We start from the raw sequence: 21515 nt of genomic DNA on the forward strand, positions 1-21515 counted from the left end.
CTGTGCCCCCCGGCGGGTCCGGGACCGCACGGAGATCCGCTCACCGCAAACGCTCAGACGTTCAGTCCGAGCGCCGATCAGGTGAGGCGTGACCACCACCGTGCCGTCCCGGGCCCGCCGACGCGGTCGATCCTCGGAACCGGTCCCCTACGACTTCCGCAGGCCGATCCAGCTCTCGCGGGAGCACTCCCGCACCCTCCAGCTCGCCTTCGACGGCTTCGCCCGTCAGGCGACCACCGTCTTCACATCCTCGTTGCGGACCGTCTGCTCGGTGAACCTGCTCGACATCGAGCAGCGCACCTATGCCGAGTACGTCGACTCCCTCGACGCCCAGACCTACATGACGCTCTTCAGCGCCGACCCGATCCCCGGCGTCTGCATGCTCGAGTTCCCGATGTTCGCGATCTTCTCGTGCATCGACCACATGCTCGGCGGCCCCGGTGCGGCCGAGCAGCCTGACCGGCCGCTGACCGAGATCGAGTCGAACGTCGCCCGCGGTCTGATCGAGCGCCTGCTCGGCGAGATGCAGTACTACTTCAACTCGATCGTCGCGATCGAGCCGGAGTTCATCAGGGTCGAGTACAACCCCCAGTTCGCCCAGGTCGCCGCGACCGCGGACGTGATGGTGGTCTTCACCTTCGAGCTGAAGATCCACGACCGCGAGCACCGGATGACGATCTGCATGCCGTTCAGCGGCCTCGGCTCGCACCTGGCACACGCCGCGCAGCCCGGCCCGGTCTCCGACCGCGAGCGCAACCAGCGCGCCGCCGCCGCCCGCACCCTGGCCCAGCAGTTCGACAAGGTGCCGGTGCAGGTCGCCGTACGGTTCCGCTCCACCAACCTCGGGCCCGCCGAGCTCAGCTCGCTGCGCCCCGGCGACGTGCTCCGCCTCGACCACCGTGCGGCGGCGCCGCTCGACGTGACCGTCGCCGGCAGCACCTTCGCCCACGCCACCGCAGGCGTCCGCGGCCAGAAGCTGGCCGCCCTGATCGTCGACACCCCCCGTGAAGCTCGCAAGGAGAACTCATGACCGAGAACACCGACACCACCGCCGCCGGTCTCGCCGCCGGAGCGGTCGAGGCGATCGCCACCGCGGCCGCCGAGGCCGCCGCCGTGGTGTTGCCCGCGGTCGAGCCCTTGACCGTCGGCCCCGCCCAGCCCGGCTCCCCGCACGTCGGTGCCGCCTTCGCCGGTGCCGCCCTGGCCGACCTGGAAGCCCCGGTCCCCGGCCGGATCGCCGTCCTGATCGGCTCCGACCTGGTCGAGGCACTGGCCTCCAGCCCGCTCGGTGGGCTCGACCTGCACGCCGCCGTCGCCCCCGCGCTGGAGGCGATCGCCGCCCAGCTCGGCACCCGGGCCCGCTCACCGCGCACCGTCGAGCTGGACAAGCTGATCCTCGAGCTCGGCTCGGAGTTCACCACCGTGCCGCTGATCGGCATCGGGATCGACGCCGCCGTGCTGGTCTCCGGCGCCGCGCTGCGTGGCGCCCGTGAGCCGCTCGGCGAGGCCGACCTGGTGGCTCCCGCCACTCCGGCTGCTCCGCCCGCCCCGGCGGCCCCGGCCGCTGCTGCGGCTCCGGTCGAGACCGCCGCGCTGCCCGACCTGTCCATCCCCGTGCAGAACCACGGCCTCGGGTCCTTCGGCGCCTCCACCGAGCACCAGCGCGGACTGGAGATGCTGCACGGCGTCGACATGGAGGTCACCGTCGAGCTGGGCCGCACCCGGATGACGGTCCGCGACCTGCTCGCGCTCTCGCCGGGCGCGGTGCTCGAGCTCGACCGTGCCGCCGGCAGCCCCGCCGACCTGCTGGTCAACGGGCGCCTGATCGCACGCGGAGAGGTCGTCGTCGTCGACGAGGACTTCGGCCTGCGTGTCACGGAGATCCTCGACGACGCAGCCGTCGTCTGAGTCTCATCCCTGTCCGACCATCGACCGATCAAGAGGGGATCTGTCATGGGTGATTCGGGAAGCATGCTGGCGCTAGGCGTCCGGCTGCTCTTCTCCTTGGCGTTCGTTCTGGGACTGCTGTTCCTGATCGCACGCCTCGCCAACCGGCGGTTCAAGGGCCGCACCGGTGCGCCGGTCCAGGTGGTGCACCGCCAGCAGCTGAGCCGTTCGTCGTCGGTGGCCGTGGTCACCGTCGGCACCCGCGTCCTGGTGCTGGGCAGCACCGACCAGCAGGTCACGCTGCTCACCGAGGTCGAGCCCGACGAGGTCGGGCTCGACCCCGACACGATGCTGCCCGAGGTCGACCCGAGCGCGGAGGCGAAGCCGACCCTGTCGGTGCCGTCGCCCTCGGCGTTGGCCGGCTCGCTGCTCTCACCGACCACGTGGCGACGTACCTGGGAGCAGTTCCGTCCCACCTCGGGCGCCGCCGGGTCGGCGACCGAGGACGATCGGCGGGCCTCGTGATCGACTCCCCCACCCCGCTGGCCCGCGTACGTCGTCACGCCTGGCTCCTGGCCGGCATGGTCGCCGCACTCGTGCTCGCCCCCGGTGCCTTCCTCGGCGCGGCGATGGCCGCACCGGACGGCCCCAACGGGCCGACCACCCCGACGGGCCCCTCGATCGACGTCAACCTCACCGGGCTGACCGACAAGCCGAGCAACTCGCTGGTCACGATCCTGGTGCTGACGGTGCTCAGCGTCGCCCCGGCGATCGTGCTGACCTGCACCAGCTTCACCAAGATCCTGGTCGTGCTGGGCCTGACCCGCAACGCGCTCGGCCTGCAGACCAGCCCGCCGAACCAGGTGCTGGCCGGGCTGGCGCTCTTCCTCAGCCTCTTCATCATGGCGCCGGTGGTCTCGGCGGTGAACGACGCCGGTGTGCAGCCCTATCTCAAGGGCGACATGACCACCTCGCAGGCCTTCAAGGCGGGGGTGAAGCCGCTGGAGACGTTCATGCTGAAGAACACCGACGACAAGGAGCTGATGCTGCTCACGTCGGTGGCCGGACGCGATCTGCCGAAGAACCGTGAGGACGTCGCCCTCTCCACCCTGGTGCCCGCCTTCGTGCTCTCCGAGCTCAAGGACGCCTTCATCATCGGGTTCATCATCTTCATCCCGTTCCTGGTGATCGACATCGTGGTCTCGGGCGCCCTGATGAGTCTGGGCATGATGATGATGCCGCCGGTGATGGTGTCGTTGCCGTTCAAGCTGTTGCTGTTCGTCCTGGTCGACGGCTGGGCCCTGGTGATCAGGGCGCTGGTCGGGAGCTACGGCTGATGGCCGGCCTGCTGCCGGGGCTGGTCCCGGCCACGATCACCGACACCACGATCCTCGATCTGGCGCTGCGCACCATGATGGTCGCGGCGAAGCTGTCGGCACCGTTCCTGGTGACCTCGCTCGTGATCGGCTTCACGATCTCGCTGTTCCAGTCGATGACGCAGATCCAGGAGGCGACGCTCTCCTTCGTCCCGAAGGTGATCGGCGTCGCGATGGCGCTGCTGTTCTGCGGCAACTGGATGCTGCACACGATGATCACGTTCACGACGCAGCTCTTCGAGCGCATTCCGTCGTTGCTGAACTGAGGCATCGATGTCGGCCCTGGCCTCACTCCTCCCCGCAGCGCTCCCGAGCGGGCTCGCCACCGCGGAGCTGAACGCCAACGTCACCCTCAACGGCGCGCAGATCATGGCGTTCCTGCTGGCCAGCGTGCGGATCGTGGCGTGGCTGATGGTCGCGCCGCCGTTCAACACCCGCTCGGTGCCGACGATGGCGAAGGTCGTGCTCGCGGTCAGCCTGGCGTTCGTCGTCTCCGGCACGATCGCCGACGACCGGCTGCCTGCGACCACCCCCGAGCTGCTCCTGACCGCCTTCAACCAGGTGCTGATCGGCGTCGCGATGGGCTTCGTGATGCAGCTCCTCTTCACCGCCGTCAGCCTGGCCGGAACCCTGATCGACAACTTCGGCCAGTTCGCGATGGTGGCGGCCTTCGACCCGCTGTCGATGAACACCAACTCGGTCTTCGGCCGGCTCTACACCTGGCTGGCCACCGTCCTGCTGCTGGTCAGCGGCGCCCACGTCCTGATCATCGGTGGCCTGCTCAAGACCTTCGAGTTCCTGCCGCTGGACGGCAGCCCGGACCTGGGCAGCTGGCAGACGGTGCTGATGACCGCGTTCCGGATGCTGATGACGATGAGCCTCCAGATCGCGCTGCCGCTGATGGCCGTCTTCTTCATCGCCGACCTGTCCCTGGCCCTGCTCACCAAGGTCGCCCCGGCCCTCAACGCGATGAGCATCATGTTCCCGGCCAAGATCGGTCTGACCCTGCTCCTGGTCGGTGCGAGCTTCCCGATGCTGCCCACGGTGATCGACAAGCTGACGACGTACGCACTCGATGCGATGTCGACGATGGCCGGGGCCGGCTGATGGCGGAGGCAGGTGAGGACAAGACCGAGAAGCCCACAGCGCAGAAGAAGGCCAAGGCCCGGCGTGAAGGGCAGATCGCCCGCACCCCCGAGCTGGGCTCGTGGCTCTCCCTGCTCGCGGTCGGCCTGGCGCTGGGGCCGATGGTCCGCCACGAGCTGACCGTCATCCAGGAGCTGATCCACTCCAGCCTGGAGGCGATCTCGAACCCGACGGCCGACAAGGCGCTGCTGCTCCTGCGCCAGGGCGCCACCCACGCCTTCCTCACCATCCTGACCCTGGCCAGCATCGTGCTGCTGGTCGGCATCATCGCCGCCACCGCCCAGGGCGGCTTCGTGGTGGCACCGAAGCGGCTCCAGCCCAAGCTCGACAAGCTCAACCTGCTCAAGGGGTTCAAGAACCTCTTCAGCGTGCAGACGCTGTGGCAGGGCGCGAAGATGCTGGTGAAGTCCGCCGTGGTCGGCTTCGTCGCCTGGCGCGCGATCGTCGGGATCATGCCCCTGGTCGGCGGCCTGGTGCCGATGGACGCCGTCCTGTCCGAGGTGCACCACCGGGCCTTCTCCCTGATCCGCACCATCGCGATCATCGGCCTGCTCTTCGCCGGTGCCGACTACGCGTTCACCAAGCGCAAGCACGACAAGCAGCTCAAGATGACGAAGTCGGAGATCAAGCAGGAGCACAAGCAGTCCGAGGGCGACCCGCTGGTCAAGAGCGCGATCCGGGCCAAGCAGCGCCAGATGTCGCGCACCCGGATGATCGCCGACGTCGCCGACGCCGACGTGCTGCTGGTCAACCCGACCCACATCGCGATCGCGCTGAAGTACTCCGCCGAGCGGGGCGCCCCGCGGGTGGTGGCGCGCGGCGCCGGGGCGATCGCGACCAAGATCCGGCTGGAGGCGGCCAAGAACCGCGTGCCGCTGGTCCAGGACGTCCCTCTGGCCCGGGCGCTGTACCGCTCCTGCCAGGTCGGTCAGGAGATCCCGCAGGAGCTGTGGGCCGCGGTCGCCCAGGTGCTCGCCTTCGTCATCACCCGACGCAACCAGGGCCACTACGGCGGCGAGCACCGCTCCCCGCGCCCCGACCGGGACCAGCCGCTGCCCGACGTACTCCCCGCAGGGCGTCGACGACCGCCGCCGAAGCCGGGCCCCACCCACGACCACCTGGCCTGACGCTGGCCTGACGCTGGCCTGCCCCGGCGGGGCGCACACGCCGGGCGCGCAGCAGCGCAGCGAGTTCGCCGGATTCCCCGCCAAGCGCTCAGGTGCGCCGAGCAGCCGCCGATGGTGCGAACGGCAGCCAGGAGGGCAGCCAGGTAGCACCAGCGCCAGGGACGGCACTGAATTCGTCGAACCGCAGTTCGACACGAGAGTGAGCGGTCCCCTTGAAGCAGCTATCCAAGCTCGGCGTCCCGATCGGCATCGTCCTGATCGTCGTCATGCTCGTCGTGCCGCTGCCGTCGTTCCTGCTCGACATGTTGATCGCGTTCAACATCTCGGCGGCGCTGCTGATCCTGCTGACGGCGATGTTCGTACAGAAGCCCCTCGACTTCGCTGCCTTCCCCTCCATCCTGCTGGTGATGACACTCTTCCGGCTGGCGCTCAACGTGAGCGCCACCCGACTCGTGCTGCTGCACGGGTACGCCGGCAAGGTGATCGACACCTTCGGCCACTTCGTCGTCGGTGGCTCCCTGATCGTCGGCCTGATCGTCTTCGTGATCCTGCTGATCATCCAGTTCGTGGTCATCACCAACGGTGCCGGCCGTGTCGCCGAGGTCGGGGCCCGCTTCACCCTCGCCGCGATGCCCGGCAAGCAGATGGCGATCGACGCCGACCTCAACTCCGGCCTGATCGACGAGGAGACCGCCCGCAAGCGGCGCGCCGACGTGCACGCCGAGGCCGACTTCTACGGCGCGATGGACGGTGCCTCGAAGTTCGTCAAGGGCGACGCGATCGCTGCCGTCTTCATCACCGTGGTCAACCTGCTGGGCGGCTTCGGCATCGGCGTGGTCCAGTCCAAGATGGCGATGGGCGAGGCGATCAACACCTACTCGCTGCTCAGCATCGGTGACGGTCTGGTCTCCCAGATCCCGGCGCTGCTGCTCAGCGTCGCCACCGGCCTGATCGTGACCCGGTCGGTCAGCGACGACGACATGGGCTCGGACATCCTGGCCCAGATCGGTCGCCGCAAGTACCCGCTGCGGATCGCCGGCTTCTCCGCCCTCGCGCTCTGCCTGATCCCGGGCCTGCCCAAGCTGCCGTTCCTGCTCGCCGGCGGCCTGATGCTGGTCTTCGCCGCCCGGGTCCCCGAGACCACCCCCGCCGCCGAGGCGGCGCTGGCCCACTCCGGGTCGGCGACCGAGGCGACCGGACCGGCCAGCGACTCCCCCGAGGCCCTGGCCAGCGAGATCCTGGTCGATCCGTTGGGGCTGGAGCTGAGCGCGGACATCATCGACCTGGTCGACGTCAGCACCGGCGGGGACCTGCTCGACCGGGTCAAGGCGCTGCGCCGCAAGATCGCCGGCGAGCTGGGCATCGTGATCCCGCCGGTGCGCACCCGCGACAACCTGGAGCTGCCCTCCTCGACGTACGCGATCACGCTGTTCGGCGTGGAGGTGGCACGCGGCGCCGCCCCGCGCGACACGGTGCTGGCCATCGGCGACATGCTCGCCTCGCTGCCCGGTACGGCGACCCGGGAGCCGGTCTTCGGACTGGACGCCAAGTGGATCCCGCTGGAGATGCGTCACCAGGCGGAGATCTCCGGTGCCACGGTGGTCGACCGTGCGTCGGTGATCACGACGCACCTGTCCGAGGTGGTCACCAAGCACGCCGGGCGCCTGCTCGGCCGCGAGGACGTCCGCCTGCTGACCGACATGGTCAAGCGCACCCACCCGGTCGTGATCGAGGAGCTCACCCCGACCCTGTTGACCCTGGGCGAGATCCAGCGGGTGCTGCGCGGTCTGCTCGACGAGAGCGTCGCCGTGCGCGACCTGGTCCGGATCTTCGAGGCGCTCTCGCTGCGCGCCCCGATCAGCAAGGACGTCGACGGCCTGATCGACGCGGCCCGGATGGCGCTCGGCCCGGCGCTGGTGGCGCCGTACCTCACCGACGGTGCGGTCTCGGCGATCAGCTTCGACCCGGTGCTGGAGCAGAACATGTTCGAGGCGCTGCGCACCACCGAGATGGGCACCGTGGTCGCCCTCGACCCCGACCTGGCGCAGCGGATCCTGATCGCGCTGAACAACTTCTCCACCGCCGCCGAGAACACCGGGGTGCGGCCGATCCTGGTCTGCGCGCCGCAGCTGCGGTTCGCGGTCCGACGCCTGATCGAGCCCGCCCTGGAGTCGCTGCCGGTGCTCTCCTACGCCGAGATCACCGGGGCCACCTCGGTGCAGTCGGTCGGGGTGGTGACCGGTGAGCCGGTCGACCTGCCCGCGACGCTGGCGGTGACGGCATGAGTGCCGCTCTGTCCCTGCTCGACGACGACCCGTTCGACGAGCGCACCCCGGCGGTGCCGGCACTCGCCTCGGTGCCTATTCCTGCCGAGGTGGAGGCTCAGGCGGTCCGGGCGGCGATGGACCCCGACATGCTCCGCGACCGCGACACCTTCGCCCAGGCGCTGCGCCCCGGCGGGATCACGGTGACGCTGCTGAGCGTCTCGACCCTGGTCTCCTCCCCCGCGATCTATCAGTGCCTGGTCCGGGGCTCGATCTCGGCGACCACGATGCTGGTGCGCTGGGTGCTGATCACGCTGGGCTGCTGGCTGGTCAGCGAGGTCGCTCGCCGGTACGTCGTCACGGCCCGTCGCAGCGCGCAGGACACGCAGGACGCCGCGGCGGCCGCGGCCGCGCAGAAGGCCGACCAGTTCGACGACTTCGGCGGGTACGACGGATCCGGGTACGACGCATCCGCCGGCTTCGACGGCTCTGCCGGGTACGACGGCGGCGCCCCGATGGGATCGGACCTTCCCTAACACCGCATCGACTCCCTATGGTCATGAGTTCGGTTTCTTTACGAACACTCGGGAGTTCTGATGACACGACGCACTGTCGTGACGGCTGCTGCGGCAGCCGTCACCGCGGCGCTGGTAGCCAGCGTCGCCCCCGCGATGGCCGCCGACGGCCTCGCCCCGCGGACCACCTTCTCGTTCGCCGTCAACGCGAGCGACGGGACCGTGGCACTGCCCGACTCCGGTGAGGGCATCCCCAACGTCGACTCGGTGAAGTCGACCATCCGGGCCTACTACGCGGCACCGTCCGGTATCGCGAACCCGACCTCGTCGCCGTACGTGAGTGAGGTCAGCGGCATCCTCGGCCGCATCGACGCCGCCTACCCCGCCCTGACCGGCGACGCCGTCGGCACCAAGGCGATCGTCTTCGACGCCGACGACACCCTGCTGTGGAACTACGACTTCGAGGACAAGGCCACCAACTTCAACTTCGACGCCACCGCCAACCTGGCCTGGATCACCGGCGCCGCGTCCTGCGACAAGGTCAACGGCAGCGACTACTGCTTCCCCGCCGTGCCGGGCACCCCGGCGCTGGTGCGGGACCTGGCCGCGAAGGGCTACCGGCTCTACGTGGTGACCGGGCGGCCCGCCTCGCAGGAGGCCGCGACGATCGGCAACCTGACCGCGGCGGGGTTCACCGAGGCCGGCGGGACGCCGCTGTTCGACGCCGACAACGTCTACACGAAGTGGAACACGCAGGCGTCGAACTACGACGCCGCCACCGTGCCGGCGTACGTGCAGCCGGCCAACGGCGGTGAGTGCACGACGTTCGTGGACGCCGCCAAGACGCAGTTCAAGTGCACCACGGTCGAGTACAAGGCCCAGACCCGGCAGCACATCGAGTCCGCCGACCACGTCGAGATCGTCGGCAACGTCGGCGACCAGCTCTCCGACCTGTGGGGCGGGTACGCCGAGCAGGCGTGGAAGATCCCCAACCCGACGTACTTCCTGGCCAGCCCGAACCTGGATGCCGCCCACGTCGGCGCCGACGACCAGTCCGCGTCGCTTCAGCCCGCGTCGACGTACACGATGAAGGCCGACGGCTCCAGCGGGCTGAGCGTGGGCGGGGACCAGATCCCGAACATCGACCCGGTCCGCACCGAGATCCGGTCCTGGTACGCCGCCACCAACGGCATCGCCGACAAGACGTCGTCGCACTTCCTGACCGAGCTCGCCGGGCTGACCCGGACGTGGACCCGCTCGACGGCCGACGACTGCGCCGCCCAGACCACGGCGATCACGAAGGCGACCGCGGCGAAGGCCGCTGCCGGGCGGGCCGTCACGCAGGCGACCCGGGCGGTGGCCCGGGCGCAGAAGAAGGTCGCCCACGCCCAGAAGATGGTCCGCAAGGCGAAGCACTCCTCGGCCAAGCAGCGCCGTCACCGCGCCCAGCAGCTGCGCGCCGCCCGGCGTGGCCTGGCGAAGGCGAAGGCCGCCCTCACCACCGCCCAGCGCAAGGCCGCCGCGATCGTGGTGCCGAACCGTCCCGCGATCACCCTGGACGCCGACGACACCACGCTGTGGAACTACGACATGGAGGACGGCGTGATGAAGTTCGCCTACACCCCGGCGGCTGCGGCCGAGTGGGTGCTGGGCGAGAAGTTCCCCGCCGAGCCCGGCATGATCGCGCTCGTGCAGAAGGCCAAGGCCGCCGGCTGCACGGTGATCGGCCTGACCGGCCGGCCGATGGACCAGGCCGCCGCCACGGTCGCGAACCTGACCAAGGTCGGGTTCGTCGACAGCCACGGCACGCCGCTGTTCAGCGCAGGCCTGTACTTCACCAAGTGGCCCACCGGTGCAGCGACGTACGACCCGAAGCTGGTCCCGTCCTACATCAACAGCGCGAACTGCTCGACGTACGTCGACACCGCGAAGACCCAGTTCAAGTGCACCACCATCGAGTACAAGTCCCAGACCCGCGCCCACATCGAGCGCGATCTGCACTACCGGATCGTCGGCAACTTCGGCGACCAGTACTCCGACCTGATCGGCGGACACGCGGCGCGCAGCTACAAGCTGCCCAACCCGACGTACTACCTGCCCTGATCGGGCTCAGCTGAGCGACAAGGCCCCGGAACCGTGATGGTTCCGGGGCCCTGTCGTTGCGCCGTCACCGGCGCGGAGGTAGGCCCTGTCGGGCTCGAACCGACGACCAGCGGATTAAAAGTCCGACGCTCTACCAACTGAGCTAAGGGCCCGGGACACCCGACCTGCGAGGGGCCCGATGTTCCGGCCGCAAGTATGGCAGGGGCCGGCCCCGCCGGTGCAGTCTGGGTGAACGAGTCCCGGAATGCCACAGATAGCGATCACCGGACCCCAGCACGCCTGTGATCGTTATTCCGATCACGACCCTGCCTCACTTGAACAGGTTCTTCGACCCCGAGTCCATCACCAGCACCCCGGGGTTGGCGGGGGCGACCGGCGCGGCGCTCTTGCGCCCGAAGAGGCCCTTCTTCACCGCGACCGGACGGCCGACGTACGACGGCCGGTACTCCGAGCCCGGCTCCGAGTACTGCTCGACGCGCTCGATCACGACGCCGTCGGCGGTGTTCCTGATCAGGGCGGGGACGCAGGTGTAGACGGTGTCGTCGGAGTTGGCCTGGTCGGCGCGGACCGCCACCGTGGTGCCGCTCTGGTTGTCCACCGACGTGCTGACCTGGTAGCGACGGAAGGAGCCGGTGCCGTTGGACTGGGCCGAGTAGGCCACGATCGCCAGCTGGTCGATCTCGTCGGACATCACGATCTCGAGCGTCTCGACGTTCAGGCCGCTGCTGCCGCCGCGGACCACGTCGCCCAGGTGCCGCACCCCGAGCACCGTCGGGGTGGGCTTGCTCTGGTCCTCGGAGCCGAACGTCGAACACACCTTCTCGGTGCCGTCCTTGAGCAGGATGACGGCGTAGACGTCGTAGTCGGTCTCAGCCGAGAACGAGACCGTCGCCACGATGCGCGGCGTCTTCTCGATCGTGACCCGCTGGCCCTTCTCCAGGCTGATCGCGCCCGACTTCTTCCCGAGATCCACCGTCATGAACACACCGCTCCTCGATCCGTGGGGTCGTCGGCGACGTCCCCGATGCGAGGCCCCAGCCTCGCCCACTGACGATCGTCCTGGCCAGACCTCGTCCACGAGCGACCACCGGCACCGAACCCGATGCGATGCGATGATCGAGCGGTGCACATCGCTCTGATGCTCGTCGCACTGGCCGTGACGGTCCTGAGCGCCACCGCCGTGGCCAGCCGGCTCAAGGTGCCCGCGCCGCTGCTGCTGATCGTGGTGGGGGTCGTGGCGTCGTACCTGCCCACCGTCCCGCAGATCCACCTGGAGCCCGAGGTCGTGCTGTTCGGGCTCCTGCCTCCGCTGCTCTACGCCACCGCGATCTCGACCTCGCTGGTCGACTTCAACGCCAACCGGCGCTCGATCCTGCTGCTCTCGATCGGGCTGGTGATCGCCACCGTCGGTGCCGTCGCCGTCGTCGCCCACACGCTGCTGCCCGACATCACCTGGGCCGCGGCCTTCATGATCGGCGCCGTCGTGGCGCCGCCCGACGCGGTAGCGGCCACCGCCGTGGCCCGCTCGATCGGTCTGCCACGCCAGATCGTCACGATCCTCGAGGGCGAGTCGTTGCTCAACGACGCCACCGCCCTGGTCGCGCTGCGCACCGCGATCATCGCCGTGGCGGGTGGGGTCGACGCCTGGCACGTCGGGATCGACTTCGTCCGCGCCGCGGGCGGCGGCATCCTGATCGGCGTCGCGGTCTTCGCGGTCGTCGGCTTCGTGCGCAAGCACGTCACCGACCCGGTGTTCGACACCGGCCTCTCCCTGGTGGTCCCCTTCGCGGCGTACATCGCCGCCGAGAAGGTCGAGGCCTCCGGTGTCCTCGCCGTCGTCATCGGCGGGCTGCTGCTGGGCCACCAGGCGCCGGTGCTGCAGTCGGCCCAGTCCCGGATCGCCGAGCGGATGAACTGGCGCACCATCGCCTACCTGCTGGAGAACGCCGTCTTCCTCCTGATCGGCCTGCAGGCCCGGGACCTGCTGAGTGCCGTGGGAGACAGCGCGCTGTCGTGGCAGCGGATCGCGGGAGTCTGCGCAGCCACCCTGGCCTGCGTCGTCGTGGTCCGGCTGGCCTGGGTCTTCCTCACCCGCTACCTGCTGGTGCGTCCGGTCCCGGACCCCGACCTCGGCACGACACCGCCGTGGAGCTACACCGTCATCCTGGGGTGGGCCGGCATGCGCGGCGTCGTGACGCTGGCGGCGGCGTACCTCATCCCGGGCGACACACCCCATCGCGAGATCCTGCTGCTGATCGCCTTCAGCGTGGTGGCCGGCACGCTCTTCCTCCAGGGGCTGAGCCTGCCGCTGGTCGCCCGTCGTCTCCGGGTGCCCTCGCCCGACCCGCTCGACGACGCCCTCGCCCGTGCCACCCTGCTGCAGCAGGCCTCCAAGGCCGGCTTCGCCGCCCTGGAGAAGCTCGAGTACGACGACCCGCACGGCACCATCGATCTGGTCCGTCGCCGCGTGGAACAGCGCAACGAGTCCGCCTGGGAACGACTCAGCACCACGATCGGGGACGAGGCCCCGAGCGAGCTCTACTCCCGGGCACGGTTCGCGATGATCGAGGCCGAACGCGCACGGGTCCTCGAGATCCGCTCCGGCGGGACCGTGCCGGCCGACATCGTGGCCGACGTGCTGCGGATGCTCGACGTCGAGGAGTCGATGCTCGACGTCATCCAGGACGACCGCGAGCAGATCGGCGAGGTCAACCGACGCCGACGCCCGGCCGGGGAGCTGTGCGCGGACCTCGAGCGCTACCCCGCCCCGGAGCCGGCCCTCGAGCCCGGCACCGAGTGCCGCGACTGTGTCGTCGAGGGCACCCACTGGGTCGCCCTCCGTCGGTGCCTGGAGTGCGGTGAGGTCCGATGCTGCGACTCCTCCCCCGCCCAGCACGCCACCCGCCACTTCCACGAGACCGCGCACCCGGTGATGCAGTCCGCTGAGCCCGGCGAGCAGTGGCGCTGGTGCTACCTCCACCACCTCACCGCGTGAGGGCCGCGGGTCCGCCGGAGGGGGCGTAACTGCTGGTCAAACCCGCCACTTCGCGCGCTCAGCCGGGCGTTGACCAGCAGTTATCTCCCGGGCGCACCGCCGGCCCCAGGACAGCACCAAGCCCAGCAGCCAGACGGCTGCTGGGCTTGATACCCCCGAGTCCGAATCAGTGCGCGTCGGGCGCGACCAGCTCCGGAAGCTTGGCGTCGAACTGGGCCTGCAGGGCCTTCGTTCCGATCACGTTCTTCGGCTTCTGCCCAGCGGCCAGGCCCGAGGCCCACAGAGAGGTGCGCTCGCGCTGGGCCGGCGTACCGTGGTGGCCGTTGTCGGTGAAGCCGCAGTCGCCGACGCCCCAGAAGACCTTCGAGGTCTCCGCGACGCGCTTGGCGTTGTAGGTCAGACCGCCCTTGTGCGCGGCGAAGTAGGAGCCGTAGGCGTCGGCCATCAGCTCGGTACGACGGGTGGCCTCGGGCGACGGGGTGACGCCGTCGAAGACACCGTTCTGGTACTGGATCTGGTGGCCGAACTCGTGGCCGATCACCACGGCCGGGCCGACGCCGGTGTAGCCGAGCTGGTTCTGGATCTTCAGCAGGCCGTCACCGTAGACGACCTGGTTGCCCCACTTCGCGATGAAGTCCGGGTAGCCGATCGGGTCGAACGCGAAGGCGTTGAAGGTGAAGATCGGGCTGGAGCCGCCGTCGAGCCACGGCACGTTGTCGACCATCCCGACGATCGCCTTGCCCAACGCCAGCGTGGCAGCGTTGCCAGCCGGGTTGATGTCGCCCAGCTCCCCGCTCGCGTCGCCGGCGGCCACGACGACAGCCACGCCGATCCGGTTGAGGTCGGCGTCGGTGCGCGACTCGAACAGGGTGGACTTCATCGCCGACAGCGTGAGGTGGCGGCTGGGGATGTCCCAGAAGGAGTCGACCGCCGCCGTCGTACGCCGGATCAGCTGGGTATCACGCTGGACATCACCCTTCACCGTGCCGAAGGTCTGGAACCGCGCGTCGTTCGGGTGCACCAGGGTGTCGTAGGTGGGCACATCGAAGCCGTGCACGAACGCCAGCGCGAGGACGTTGCCGATCCACTTCAACAGCTCGTCGTAGCGGGCCTGCTCGGTTGCGGTGAGTCCGCCGGGCTGGGCCGCCTTGACCGCCAGCTGCACCCACTCGTCGATCAATCCCTGCGGCAGCGCGAGATCCTTGGTCGCCTCGCTGATGTCGGTGGTCTCACACGAGTACTGGGTCGGGTCGATCGCGGCGCGCAGCGATCCGAGCACCTGCAGCCCGTTCTCGCTCAGCCCCGCCTTCGAGTCGCTGTGCGTCAGGCTCGTCGCAGGCAGGGACGCGATCGCGTCGTACGCGCTCTGCGAGAGTCCGCCGGCCGCGACCAGGGTGCGCAGGAAGGGCAGTGCGGCAGTGGTGTCAGGGGCAGTCACCGCGCCGATCAGGGCCGACTGGGTGGCCGTCGGCGTCACGGTGGCAGCGGCAGCGGCCGACGCCGTGCCGGAGTCAGCCAGGGAGGGCGCGAGGGTGGCGCCGAGACCGGTGGTGAGGAGTGCGCCGGTGAGCGCTGCTGCGGCCAGCCCGCGGAACGAGAGGTGATGCGACATGGGATCTCCATCCGAGAAGAGAGACGACGGGTTTCACGGTCGGACCATCGTGTGATCGGTGTCACTACGGCTGCAATACTCAGCAACGGCGCGTCAACGACATGGCGTCGATACGCCATACCGCAACGGGGGGAGGGTCCGTGGTGGAACTCACGAGCCAGGCCGAGGGCATCCGCCCCGCCGCGCTCACGTCGTATCGCCGTGCCGTGGCCGACGGCGGAGCACTCGATCCGGCGACGCCGGGCGAGGTCGTCCAGGAGCTGCGTCGGCTCGGCCTGATCGAGGAGACCCCGGCCGGGCCGCGGGTCTGCGCGCCCGGGGCGCGGCTGCATCAGCTGGCCGGTGCCTACCAGGCCGAGGCGGCCTCGATCGAGCAGATCGCCGCCGACCTGACCCGGGAGTGGACCCGCCATCACGAGGCAGGGGTCAGCGACCTGTTCACCGGCGAGGTGGTCGGCCGGCGCTGGGCCGAGCTGGTCGCCGAGGCCCGCCACGACGTCCGCGGCACCAGCATCCGTCCCTCGGTGCCCGCTCCCCCGCTCTCGGCGGTGCCGACCCAGGACGACGCCCTGGACCGCGGCGTCGAGATCCGCGCGCTCTACGACGCCGCCGTGCTCGACGACGCCCGTGGCCTCGAGATCGTGCGGGCCGGGGTACGCCAGGGCGAGCAGGCACGGATCGTGCCGGACCTGGCCTGCCGGTTCCTTGTGATCGACTCCGCCACCCTGCTGCTCATCCCGCCGTACGACGTCTTCGAGTCGCGCCAGGGCCTGCTCAGCCGCCACCCCGGACTGGTGGAGTCCTTCGCCCGGATCTTCGACCAGATGTGGATCACCGCCGTGCCGGTGCCCTCGACCGGGGAGACCGACGGCGTCACCGACGACGAGAGCCGTCGCCTCCTCACCCTGCTCGCCCTCGGCCTCTCCGACGCCGCCGTCGCGCGCGAGCTGGGGATCAGTGTGAGGACCCTGTCGCGCCGGATCACCGCACTGCAGCAGCGCACCGGCTGCTCGAGTCGGTTCCAGCTCGGGTTCCAGGCCTCGACGCTGCTGGAGGTCTCCGGGGGCTGAGCCGGTCTCCGGGGCTTCCCCATCACCGATGAGTTAATGCAAAGGATCGTTTACATAAACCGACTTACGTTTTACGATCCTTGACATTAGAACGATTCAGGAGGTTCGGCGATGGTCACCCGACCACCTCAGGCGAGACTGATCAGGGCAGGTCGCCAGACCGGCGAGCACCTGGCGACCTGGCGCAAGCTCCTCGGCCTGACCATGACCCAGGTCGCCGAGCGCGCCGCGATCTCCCGTCCGACACTGGCGAAGATCGAGGCCGGCGACCTCGGTGTCAGCTTCGGCTCCTACCTCAACGTGATGCGCGCGCTCGGCCAGCTCGACGCGGTCGTGACGGCCCTGGACCCGTACGAGAGCGACCTGGGTCGCGCCCGGAGCGAGGCACAGCTGCCGCAGCGAGTCCGGCGGCCCTCCTCATGACCGAGCGCCCGGAGGCCCTGGAGGTGTGGGCGTCGATCGGCGGCCAGACCCGTCATGCCGGGACAGCGACCTTCAGCTACCGCCGCAGCCCCACCACCACGACGTTCGCCTACACGCCGGAGTTCCTGGCCTCCACGGACGCCTATCCCCTCGACCCGCGACTGCCGCTCTCCCTGACTCCGGCCCACACCGCCGGTCTTCCGGCCGCCTTCGACGACTCCACCCCCGACTGGTGGGGGCAGAAGCTGATCGAGCGCCAACGCCGACTCGCGGCGACCGGCTCGGCTACTGGTCGGCCCGCACCATGATCGAGGCCCGCAACAGCGCGGGTAACGACTACCTCGATCTCGCCGCCGCGATCGAGGACACCTCCGCGAGCCCGGCCGCCGACCTGCGCCAGCTCTGGCTGCGGATCGCCTTCACCGTGGCGGTCAACAACACCGACGACCACTTCGTCAACCACGGCTTCCTCCGCCAGGGGGCCGGCTGGATCCTGTCCCCGGCCTTCGACGTCAACCCGACGCCGAGCCTGGCCCGGCCGCGAGTCAGTGCGCTGGCCGGCGCCGTCCGCCGCGACGACACCCTGGAGAAGCTCCACACCCAGGCCGAGTACTTCGGTCTATCGGCCGCCGAGGCCCGGTCCGAGCTGACCGCCCTCGCCACCAGCCTCACCGGCTGGCGTGCACTGGCCGCCGAGGACGGGATCGCCCCGGCCGAGCAGGAGCACGTCGGCGCGGTGATCGACTCCTTCGTCGCCGCCTACGCCTGAGCCTCCAGCGAGGCGAGCAGCTCCCGCACCCGCACCTCGATCTGCTCCCGGATCACCCGCACCGCCTCGATCCCCTGCCCTGCCGGATCGTCGAGCGCCCAGTCCTCGTAGCGCTTGCCGGGGAAGATCGGGCAGGCGTCGCCGCAGCCCATCGTGATCACGACGTCGGAGGCCGCGACGTCCTCGGTCAGCAGCTTCACCGGGACCTGGTCGGCCAGGTCGATGCCGACCTCGGCCATCGCCGCCACCGCTACCGGGTTGACCGAGGAGGCGGGCGCCGATCCGGCCGAGCGGACCCGCACCCGCCCCTGCCCGAGGTGGGCGAGGAACCCTGCCGCCATCTGGGAGCGGCCGGCGTTGTGGACGCAGACGAACAGGACCTCGGGCACCGCACTCATGCCGCCACCTGGGCGCGGGGCGTGCCGTGATCGGCGTACCGGCGTCGCAGCCAGAGGGAGACATAGACCAACCCGACCAGGACGGGGACCTCGATCAACGGACCGACGACCCCCGCGAGAGCTTGCGGCGAGGCGACGCCATAGACCGCGATGCAGACCGCGATGGCGAGCTCGAAGTTGTTGCCCGCCGCAGTGAAGGCCAGCGTCGCAGTGCGCGGATAGGGCAGTCCGAGCACCCGTCCGAGCCCGAAGCCGCCGCCCCACATCAGCGCGAAGTAGGCCAGCAACGGCAGCGCGATCCGCACCACGTCGAGAGGGTGCGCGGTGATCGCCTCGCCCTGCAGGGCGAACAGGACCACGATCGTGACGAGCAGTCCGTACAGCGCCCACGGCCCGATCCACGGCAGCACCGTCGCCTCGTACCAGGCCCGGCCGCGACGCTGTTCACCGATCCGCCGGGTCAGGTAGCCCAGCACCAGCGGGACACCGAGGAAGACCAGCACCGACAGCACCGTGTCGCCGACGGAGAAGGTCAGGGTCTGTCCGCCGCCGAGGCCGAGCCAGCGAGGCAGGGCGTCGAGGTAGAGCCAGCCCAGTCCGGCGAAGGCCAGGATCTGGAAGACGGAGTTGAGGGCCACCAGCACCGTCGCGGCCTCGCCGTCGCCGCAGGCGAGGTCGTTCCAGATCAGCACCATCGCGATGCAGCGGGCCAGACCGACGATGATCACGCCGGTGCGAAACTCCGGCAGATCCGACAGGAACAGCCAGGCCAGCGCGAACATCAGGGCCGGTCCGACGACCCAGTTCAGCACCACCGAGGCGACGAGCAGACGCCGGTCCGCAGCGACGTGCCCCAGTTCGTCGTAGCGCACCTTGGCCAACACCGGATACATCATCACGAGCAGGCCGAGCGCGATCGGCAGCGAGACACCGGCGACCTCGACCGACGCCAGCGCGTCACCCAGCCCCGGGACGATCCGGCCCAGCGCCAGCCCCACCGCCATCGCGACGGCGATCCACAGCGGCAACAGCCGGTCGGCGCCGGAGAGACGGGGCGCAGGACCGGGCGACAAGTCATCGACGTTCATCGATGGAAAGTGTGGATTCACCCATCGACATCTGTCAATGCATGCCTAGGATGGATCCATGCCCAGCGACCTGCCCGTCCTCGAGAACGACGTCGACTGCTGTACGCCGGCCACGCACGCCCCCCTCGCCGACGAGGTCGCCCTGCCCCTGGCCGCCCGGTTCAAGGCGCTCGGCGACCCCACCCGGGTGAAGCTGCTCGCCCTGATCGCGGAGTCCTCGACCGCCGAAGCCTGCATCTGCGACCTGACCGCACCGATCGGCTTGAGCCAACCGACGATCTCGCACCACATGAAGCAGCTCGTCGACGCCGGCCTGGTCACCAGCGAGAAGCGCGGCCGCTGGGTCTTCTACCGCCTGGTCCCCGACGCGCTCACCGCACTGGCGAGCACCCTGACCGCGTTGCCTCACCACCCGGCGTAGCAGCGCGGGCCATGATGGGGGCGTGAACCACGTCGAGTTCGCTGCCGGCCTGCTCGCCATCGGGCTGGCCTCGGTCGGCATCGCCCGCTGGACCCGGATCGAGGTCGGCTGGCAGCCGCTGACGGCGCTGCTGCGGGCAGCGCTCCAGCTCAGCGTGGTGGCCCTGCTGCTGCGCGGCGTGCTCTCGGCCCCGGCGACGACGGCGGCGTTCGTGGCGCTGATGCTGGCGACAGCGTCGTGGACGTCGGGCGGGCGCCTCAGCGCGGTTCCGCACGGACGACGGATCGCCCTCCTCGGCGTCCTGGCCGGGGCCGGCAGTGCGCTGGCGCTGGCGTTCGCGGCCGGGCTGGTCGCCTTCGACGCCCGCCACGTGGTGGCGCTGAGCGGAATCGTGATCGGCAACGCGATGAACGCCGCCACCCTCGCCGGACGACGCTTCGCCCAGAACGCCCGCCAACAGCGCGACGAGGTCGAGGGCTGGCTGGCACTCGGGGCCACCCCGGAACGGGCCTACGACGAGATCGCCCGCACCGCCGTGCGCGAGGCACTACTGCCCAACCTCGACCAGACCCGCGCTACCGGCCTGGTCACCCTGCCCGGCGCCTTCGTCGGCGCCCTCTTCGGTGGGGCCAGCCCGATCGAGGCCGCCGAGTTCCAGCTCGTCGTGCTCGCCTGCGTGGTGCTCTCGATGCTGGTCTGTGGCCTGGTGGTGGCCCGCAGCGCTGCGCGGACGCCGTACATCTTCGTCGGGGAGGACTCCCGGTAGCCGTTCGGCCATCCCGGGACCCACCCGAATGCGTCACCCTCCCGCACGAGGGGTCAGTTCCCCCGGCGACACCTCATCGTGACGGCGTACGGCCCGAACGCTCCGGCAGACGCATGCGCCGGCGGCGTCGCAGACCGCACGCCTTCGGAGGACGACCGTGACCCAGATCGATACCGACGAGCTCCTGACGTCAGTGCCCGCACCCCGCGACGACCCTGCCCACCGTACGACGACCCCGGGCGGCTCCCCGTCGGTGGACGAGTTCCGCTCCATGATGGACAACGCCCCGACGAACATGATGTTCGCCGACCGCGACCTCACCATCACGTACATGAACCCGGCCTCGCTGGCGACGCTGCGACGACTGGAGGAGTTCCTGCCGGTCAAGGCCGACGCCGTGGTCGGGTCCAGCCTCGACATCTTCCACAAGAAGCCGAGCTACCAGCGCGGCCTGCTCGCCTCGGAGGTGAACCTGCCCCGACGGGCGAACATCCAGGTCGGCCCGGAGACCCTCGACCTGCTCGTCTCCCCCATCCGTGCCGCGGACGGGACGTACATCGGCGCGATGGCGTCGTGGGACGTGGTCACCGACCAGCTCCGGCTGGAGCGCCAGCGCGCCGAGGCCGAGGAGAACACCACCGCGGTCAACCGCCTGCTGGCCACGATCAGCGCCGCCACCAGTGTCGAGACCGCGATCCAGTCGGCGCTCGACGTCGTGCGCGACGCGTTCGGCTGGGCCTACGGGTCGTTCTGGAAGCTCGACACCGTCGACCGGGTGCTGCGCTTCGACCGCGAGTCAGGCGACGCCGGCCCGGAGTTCCACAAGGTCACCCTGGAGGCCTCCTTCGCCGAGGGCGTCGGTCTGTCGGGCCGCGCCTGGGCGTCGCGCGACCTCTTTTTCACCCCTGACATCGGCGAGATGACCGACTGCGTCAGGGCGCCTGTGGCCCAGCGTGTCGGGGTGAAGTCGGGGGTCTGCTTCCCGATCATGATCGGCGAGCGGGTGATCGGCACGATGGACTTCTTCGCCACCGAGACCCTCGACCCGAGCGCGCAGCGCCTCGATGCGCTCCGCAACGTCGGCCGGCTGCTCTCCAGCGCCCTGCAGCGCCTGGAGCGCGACGAGATCGACAGGGCCGAGGCCGCAGCGACGGCCGAGCGGGTCGCCGTACTGCTGGAGGTCGTGCAGGCCTGTGCCGCGGGCGACCTGACCCGCGAGGTGCCGTTCACCGGCGAGGACCCCGTGGGCCAGATGGCCGAGGCGTTCACGCTGCTGGTCGCCGCGCTGCGCCGCAACATGGGCACGATCGGGCGTACCGCCGACTCCGTCGCCCAGGCCGCCGAACAGCTGACGGTGTTGAGCCAGGGGATGGGTGAGGGGGCGTCGTTGACGTCGGATCGTGCTGCGTCGGCGTCGTCGGCGTCGGTGCAGGTCAGTGCGTCGATTCAGACGGTGGCGACGGCGGCGGAGGAGATGACGGCGTCGATTCGTGAGATTGCGAAGAATGCTTCGGATGCGGCGACGGTGGCGACTGATGCGGTGACGGTGGCCTCG

Annotated in this window: 22 protein-coding genes and 1 tRNA gene; 18 read left to right on the plus strand and 5 right to left on the minus strand. The window is 70.0% G+C overall.

The features are described 5' to 3' along the window. The first annotated feature begins 88 nt into the window (after nt 1-88). The 10 genes from Q1V88_RS16385 to Q1V88_RS16430 all read left to right on the plus strand — a co-directional run bounded on the left by Q1V88_RS16385 (nt 89) and on the right by Q1V88_RS16430 (nt 10418). Nucleotides 89-1030, plus strand: coding sequence for a flagellar motor switch protein FliM (locus Q1V88_RS16385; RefSeq protein WP_300682373.1), 942 nt, complete (start codon nt 89-91; stop codon nt 1028-1030). Beyond that, nucleotides 1027-1908: a flagellar motor switch protein FliN gene (gene fliN, locus Q1V88_RS16390; protein ID WP_300682375.1), complete on the plus strand. Its 882-nt coding sequence runs from the start codon at nt 1027-1029 to the stop codon at nt 1906-1908. The genes Q1V88_RS16385 and fliN overlap by 4 nt, the downstream gene beginning before the upstream one ends. A gap of 45 nt (nt 1909-1953) precedes the next feature. Continuing rightward, nucleotides 1954-2412, plus strand: a complete 459-nt coding sequence (locus Q1V88_RS16395; protein ID WP_300682376.1) for a flagellar biosynthetic protein FliO — start codon at nt 1954-1956, stop codon at nt 2410-2412. Then, nucleotides 2409-3224 (plus strand): flagellar type III secretion system pore protein FliP, encoded by an 816-nt coding sequence (fliP, locus tag Q1V88_RS16400; RefSeq protein ID WP_300682377.1) that lies wholly within the window; start codon nt 2409-2411, stop codon nt 3222-3224. The genes Q1V88_RS16395 and fliP overlap by 4 nt, the downstream gene beginning before the upstream one ends. Continuing rightward, a complete protein-coding gene (gene fliQ / locus Q1V88_RS16405; protein WP_300682378.1) occupies nt 3224-3529 on the plus strand; it encodes a flagellar biosynthesis protein FliQ in 306 nt (101 codons plus the stop codon). The genes fliP and fliQ overlap by 1 nt, the downstream gene beginning before the upstream one ends. Before the next feature lie 7 nt (nt 3530-3536). Then, nucleotides 3537-4370, plus strand: coding sequence for a flagellar biosynthetic protein FliR (locus Q1V88_RS16410; RefSeq protein ID WP_300682379.1), 834 nt, complete (start codon nt 3537-3539; stop codon nt 4368-4370). Continuing rightward, nucleotides 4370-5536 carry an EscU/YscU/HrcU family type III secretion system export apparatus switch protein gene (locus Q1V88_RS16415; RefSeq protein ID WP_300682380.1) on the plus strand — a complete coding sequence of 389 codons (1167 nt, stop codon included), beginning with the start codon at nt 4370-4372 and terminating at the stop codon, nt 5534-5536. Before Q1V88_RS16410 ends, Q1V88_RS16415 begins: the two co-directional genes overlap by 1 nt. A gap of 212 nt (nt 5537-5748) precedes the next feature. Then, nucleotides 5749-7821, plus strand: coding sequence for a flagellar biosynthesis protein FlhA (gene flhA, locus Q1V88_RS16420; RefSeq protein WP_300682382.1), 2073 nt, complete (start codon nt 5749-5751; stop codon nt 7819-7821). Further along, on the plus strand, nt 7818-8336 hold the full coding sequence (locus tag Q1V88_RS16425) for a hypothetical protein (RefSeq protein ID WP_300682384.1): 519 nt from the start codon (nt 7818-7820) through the stop codon (nt 8334-8336). Before flhA ends, Q1V88_RS16425 begins: the two co-directional genes overlap by 4 nt. A 60-nt stretch (nt 8337-8396) precedes the next feature. After that, nucleotides 8397-10418 carry an HAD family acid phosphatase gene (locus tag Q1V88_RS16430; RefSeq protein ID WP_300682385.1) on the plus strand — a complete coding sequence of 674 codons (2022 nt, stop codon included), beginning with the start codon at nt 8397-8399 and terminating at the stop codon, nt 10416-10418. A gap of 79 nt (nt 10419-10497) precedes the next feature. Here Q1V88_RS16430 and Q1V88_RS16435 read toward each other — a convergent pair. Next, a tRNA-Lys gene (locus Q1V88_RS16435) sits at nt 10498-10570 on the minus strand. Nucleotides 10571-10728: 158 nt separating this feature from the next. Continuing rightward, nucleotides 10729-11397, minus strand: coding sequence for a hypothetical protein (locus Q1V88_RS16440; RefSeq protein WP_300682387.1), 669 nt, complete (start codon nt 11395-11397; stop codon nt 10729-10731). A gap of 144 nt (nt 11398-11541) precedes the next feature. Here Q1V88_RS16440 and Q1V88_RS16445 point away from each other — a divergent pair, with 144 nt between their 5' ends. Beyond that, nucleotides 11542-13413, plus strand: a complete 1872-nt coding sequence (locus tag Q1V88_RS16445) for a Na+/H+ antiporter (protein ID WP_300682388.1) — start codon at nt 11542-11544, stop codon at nt 13411-13413. Nucleotides 13414-13579: 166 nt separating this feature from the next. Here the strand turns inward: Q1V88_RS16445 and Q1V88_RS16450 are convergent, their stop codons facing one another. After that, complete coding sequence (locus tag Q1V88_RS16450) at nt 13580-15025, minus strand: hypothetical protein (protein WP_300682389.1); 1446 nt, start codon at nt 15023-15025, stop codon at nt 13580-13582. Between the two features lie 143 nt (nt 15026-15168). On the opposite strand from Q1V88_RS16450, the gene Q1V88_RS16455 reads away from it, so the two are divergent. From Q1V88_RS16455 to Q1V88_RS16470, 4 genes are all read left to right on the plus strand, one after another. Further along, nucleotides 15169-16095 carry a hypothetical protein gene (locus Q1V88_RS16455; protein WP_300682390.1) on the plus strand — a complete coding sequence of 309 codons (927 nt, stop codon included), beginning with the start codon at nt 15169-15171 and terminating at the stop codon, nt 16093-16095. A gap of 111 nt (nt 16096-16206) precedes the next feature. After that, the gene (locus Q1V88_RS16460; RefSeq protein ID WP_300682391.1) at nt 16207-16518 is read left to right on the plus strand and encodes a helix-turn-helix transcriptional regulator; all 312 of its coding nucleotides are present in this window, start codon (nt 16207-16209) and stop codon (nt 16516-16518) included. Then, the gene (locus Q1V88_RS16465; protein WP_300682393.1) at nt 16515-16826 is read left to right on the plus strand and encodes a HipA N-terminal domain-containing protein; all 312 of its coding nucleotides are present in this window, start codon (nt 16515-16517) and stop codon (nt 16824-16826) included. Before Q1V88_RS16460 ends, Q1V88_RS16465 begins: the two co-directional genes overlap by 4 nt. Next, entirely contained in the window at nt 16823-17287 is a 465-nt protein-coding gene (locus Q1V88_RS16470) for a HipA domain-containing protein (protein ID WP_300682394.1), read from the plus strand. The genes Q1V88_RS16465 and Q1V88_RS16470 overlap by 4 nt, the downstream gene beginning before the upstream one ends. Here the strand turns inward: Q1V88_RS16470 and Q1V88_RS16475 are convergent. Then, nucleotides 17278-17685: an arsenate reductase ArsC gene (locus Q1V88_RS16475; RefSeq protein ID WP_300682395.1), complete on the minus strand. Its 408-nt coding sequence runs from the start codon at nt 17683-17685 to the stop codon at nt 17278-17280. The two genes, Q1V88_RS16470 and Q1V88_RS16475, sit on opposite strands and share 10 nt — an antisense overlap. After that, complete coding sequence (arsB, locus tag Q1V88_RS16480; protein WP_300682396.1) at nt 17682-18773, minus strand: ACR3 family arsenite efflux transporter; 1092 nt, start codon at nt 18771-18773, stop codon at nt 17682-17684. Before arsB ends, Q1V88_RS16475 begins: the two co-directional genes overlap by 4 nt. Before the next feature lie 58 nt (nt 18774-18831). On the opposite strand from arsB, the gene Q1V88_RS16485 reads away from it, so the two are divergent. The 3 genes from Q1V88_RS16485 to Q1V88_RS16495 all read left to right on the plus strand — a co-directional run. Next, nucleotides 18832-19194, plus strand: a complete 363-nt coding sequence (locus Q1V88_RS16485) for a metalloregulator ArsR/SmtB family transcription factor (RefSeq protein WP_300682398.1) — start codon at nt 18832-18834, stop codon at nt 19192-19194. A gap of 22 nt (nt 19195-19216) precedes the next feature. Next, nucleotides 19217-19960: an ABC transporter permease gene (locus Q1V88_RS16490; protein WP_300682400.1), complete on the plus strand. Its 744-nt coding sequence runs from the start codon at nt 19217-19219 to the stop codon at nt 19958-19960. 157 nt (nt 19961-20117) lie between these two features. After that, nucleotides 20118-21515, plus strand: a 1398-nt coding sequence (locus Q1V88_RS16495; RefSeq protein ID WP_300682401.1) for a GAF domain-containing protein, incomplete at its 3' end; no start/stop codon positions are given.

Source organism: Nocardioides sp., assembly GCF_030150155.1.
In the GTDB taxonomy this organism is placed as follows: Bacteria; Actinomycetota; Actinomycetes; order Propionibacteriales; family Nocardioidaceae; genus Nocardioides.